Below are 3,412 nucleotides of genomic sequence, written 5' to 3'. Positions count from 1 at the left end.
GTATTTATTCCAATTAGTGGTAAATTAGAAAATTATTTAATTCATTATAAGAAAAATTAAGTTTATTAATTTAATAAATAAAAACTCTAAATTTTATAATATTATATAATTTATAATATTATTTTGAATGGGGAAATAGCTCAGTCGGTTAGAGTGTTGGCTTGTCACGCCAAAGGTCGCGGGTTCGAGTCCCGTTTTTCTCGTTTATTTTCTTTTTCGAAAATTTTTGTTATTTTAAGATGACACATTAATATTTCTCCTCTTGTTGCAGTTGTAGTAAGTTGTTAAAAATAATAGAAATGAGTAAAGAATTGATTATAATAATAAAAACTCGATATAAACTTTATGATTGAATTTTTAGGTATATTTATTTATTTTTTTATTGCACTAGCATTATCATTAATCTTATTAGGTGTTCCATATTTAGTAAGTATTAGACGTGCTGATCCAGAGAAAATATCAGCTTATGAATGTGGATTTGATCCATTTGATGATGCACGTAGTCAATTTGATATTCAATTTTATTTGGTTGCGATATTATTTATAATTTTTGATTTAGAAGTAGCATTTTTATTTCCATGGGCATTAACTTTAAGTCAAAATGGTTTTTTTGGTTTTTGGTCGATGATGCTTTTTTTGATTATTTTAACAATTGGCTTTGTTTATGAATGGCGAAAAGGAGCATTAGAATGGAGCTAACTTTAATGTTTTATTGTTATGAATTGAATTTTAATATTCATAACTTTAATAGGGTCTATAGCTCAGTTTGGTAGAGCATCGGACTTTTAATCCGATGGTCGTAGGTTCGAGTCCTACTGGACTCATCTTCAAATTATAGCGGTGAGGAACAATTGGTTTGTTCGCGAGGCTCATAATCTCGAGGTTGTAAGTTCGACTCTTACCACCGCTCATTAATTAATTTCGTTATAATCTTTACTATAAAATGATATTGTAGTTGAGGTTGAATTATAAATAAAAAATAATTACAAAATATGATTGAAAATACTAATTTTCATTTAAGTCATAATGAATGTACAGGTTATTCTTCCATAGGTTATATCAAAACATGTTCAAAAGATTCTAATTTTTTATGGAATTCGGATAATTTTGGATCTATTATTGGTAAACATCGTAAACATGGAAGATTTGATTTTTTAACAACACAATTTTCTTTATCGCGAGCTTTATTTATAATAGCTTGTGTTATAAAGAGTGGCGGGACTATTTTGTTTGTAAATACTTTACCTAGTTTAACTTTAAAAAAGATTTGTTCTTTTTTTTTGAATAATGAAGTCAAAGGTGTTCGAATAAAAGGAAGACGAAAAGGTATATCTTCTTTGAAATCTCATTTGAATTTAAATAATAATAGATTTCCTCAAATAATTAGTTCGTTAAATAGATGGGTTCCTGGAGCATTAACAAATTATCGACAAGTTTCAAGATCCATTTATTCTTATGCATTGTGTGCAACTTATGCAAATATCGTGGGAAACAAGAAAATTTTAAAGAACTCTCGTTATAATAGAGGATTAAAATATTTTAAAAATTTTATTTATAAACGTCAAATTAAACGAGTAGGTTCTAGTGTTAATAAAGGTCAATATAAGTATATGGTTATTGAACGTTATTATGTATCTTATGCGTTACGACCTGATTTAGTAATAGTTGTGAATCCATTGGATAATAGACATTTAATAAAAGAAGCTAATAAATTGCATATTCCTGTTATTGGAATTGTGCAAACAAATGTGAAGTGGCTATATATTGATTATCCTATTTTTAGTAATCCTACGCCATTATTTGTTTATACTTTATTGAAAAAAATTGTTAAATTATGTCATATATATTTGAAATAGTAATGTCTAATATATTATCGTTTCTTTTAGTGAGTCCATTAGTTATTGCAGGTCTTATTAGTTTTATACCTGCAAAAAATACTCTTTTAATCAAAAATATTGCATTAATATCAAGTTCTGTAATTTTTGTTATATCTCTTTTTCTTTGGGTTGAATTTGATGAAAGTACTTCGTTATTTCAATTTACAGAGACATTATTTCAATCAAATATTGCACAAGGATCTGTTTTTGATGGTTTAAATTTTGTTTTGGGTATTGATGGTATTTCCATATTTTTTGTTATATTGTCAGCCTTTTTGACACCTATTTGTTTGTTAGTAGGATGGCAAAGTGTTCAGAATTATGTAAAGGAATATTGTATAGCTTTCTTGGTTCTTGAATCATTTATGATTGGTGTTTTTGAAGTTTTAGATCTATTATTATTTTATATTTTCTTTGAAAGCGTTTTAGTTCCAATGTTTGTTATTATAGGTGTTTGGGGATCTCGTGAAAGAAAGATTCGAGCAGCTTATCAATTTTTCTTATATACTTTATTTGGATCTTTATTAATGTTATTATCGATTTTATTAATATATTTCCAAGTAGGTACATTTGATTTAGAAGTATTATATACAACACAATGGAGTGAATCTCGAGAATTATTACTATGGTTAGCTTTTTTTGCAAGTTTTGCAGTGAAAGTTCCTATGATTCCTGTACATATTTGGTTACCTGAAGCTCATGTTGAAGCACCTACAGCAGGTTCTGTAATTTTAGCAGGTATTCTATTAAAATTAGGTACTTATGGGTTTATTCGTTTTTCGATACCTATGTTTCCTTTTGCTTGTATGTATTTTACACCTTTAGTTATGACATTAAGTGTATTAGCAGTTGTTTATGTTAGTTTGACTACAATTCGTCAAGTAGATTTGAAAAAAATTATTGCTTATTCTTCTGTTGCTCATATGAATTTTGTAACTATAGGATTATTTAGTCAAAATATTCAAGGTATAGAAGGTAGTGTTCTATTAATGTTAAGTCATGGTTTAGTAGCGCCAGGATTGTTCTTAGCAATTGGAGTTTTATATGATCGTCATAAAACACGTATTTTACGATATTATTCTGGTTGTGGTCGTGTTATGCCAATATATGCTTTTATTTTCGTATTTTTTACAATGGCGAATATTAGTTTACCAGGTACGAGCAGTTTTCCGGGTGAATTCTTAATTATGATTGGTATTTATCAGAATAATACATTTGTTACATTTTTAGCAGCGACTACTATGGTTTTAGGAGGTGCTTATGCATTATGGCTTTGTAATCGTTTAATTTATGGTACATTTAAACCACATTTTATATCGACATTTAGTGATATTAATCGACGAGAATTTTTTACATTTTTACCTTTTATTATTTCAATTGTGTGGATTGGTGTTTATCCTGAACCTTTTTTAAATGTAATGCATTGTTCTTGTGTCAATTTATTATATCAAGGTTATTAATATTTTGAATGAATGAATTAATGTTTTTTATATAGATATAATAGAAAATTATTTTTATTATATTAGAAAAGTGAA

General features: G+C 27.3%; 3 protein-coding genes and 3 tRNA genes. All 6 read left to right on the top strand.

The annotated features are described in order from the left end of the window. The first annotated feature begins 129 nt into the window (after window positions 1–129). The 6 genes from JFN88_RS26085 (at window position 130) to JFN88_RS26060 (ending at window position 3,337) form a co-directional block, all read left to right on the top strand. Window positions 130–203: transfer RNA gene (locus tag JFN88_RS26085), tRNA-Asp, on the top strand. Between the two features lie 142 nt (window positions 204–345). After that, window positions 346–699: an NADH-quinone oxidoreductase subunit A gene (gene ndhC, locus JFN88_RS26080; protein WP_199019055.1), complete on the top strand. Its 354-nt coding sequence runs from the start codon at window positions 346–348 to the stop codon at window positions 697–699. Between the two features lie 51 nt (window positions 700–750). Next, window positions 751–824: transfer RNA gene (locus JFN88_RS26075), tRNA-Lys, on the top strand. Window positions 825–836: 12 nt separating this feature from the next. Then, window positions 837–910 (top strand) — tRNA-Met (locus tag JFN88_RS26070). Between the two features lie 82 nt (window positions 911–992). After that, window positions 993–1,856, top strand: a complete 864-nt coding sequence (locus JFN88_RS26065; RefSeq protein ID WP_199019054.1) for a 30S ribosomal protein S2 — start codon at window positions 993–995, stop codon at window positions 1,854–1,856. Window positions 1,857–1,858: 2 nt separating this feature from the next. Next, window positions 1,859–3,337, top strand: coding sequence for an NADH-quinone oxidoreductase subunit M (locus tag JFN88_RS26060; protein WP_199019053.1), 1,479 nt, complete (start codon window positions 1,859–1,861; stop codon window positions 3,335–3,337). Window positions 3,338–3,412: the final 75 nt, after the last annotated feature.

It is taken from the genome of Paenibacillus roseus, from assembly GCF_016424485.1.
Lineage (GTDB): Bacteria > Bacillota > Bacilli > Paenibacillales > Paenibacillaceae > Paenibacillus_D > Paenibacillus_D roseus.
Note: the sequence above shows the minus strand (reverse complement) of the source record. Positions and strands in the feature narration are given on the sequence as shown.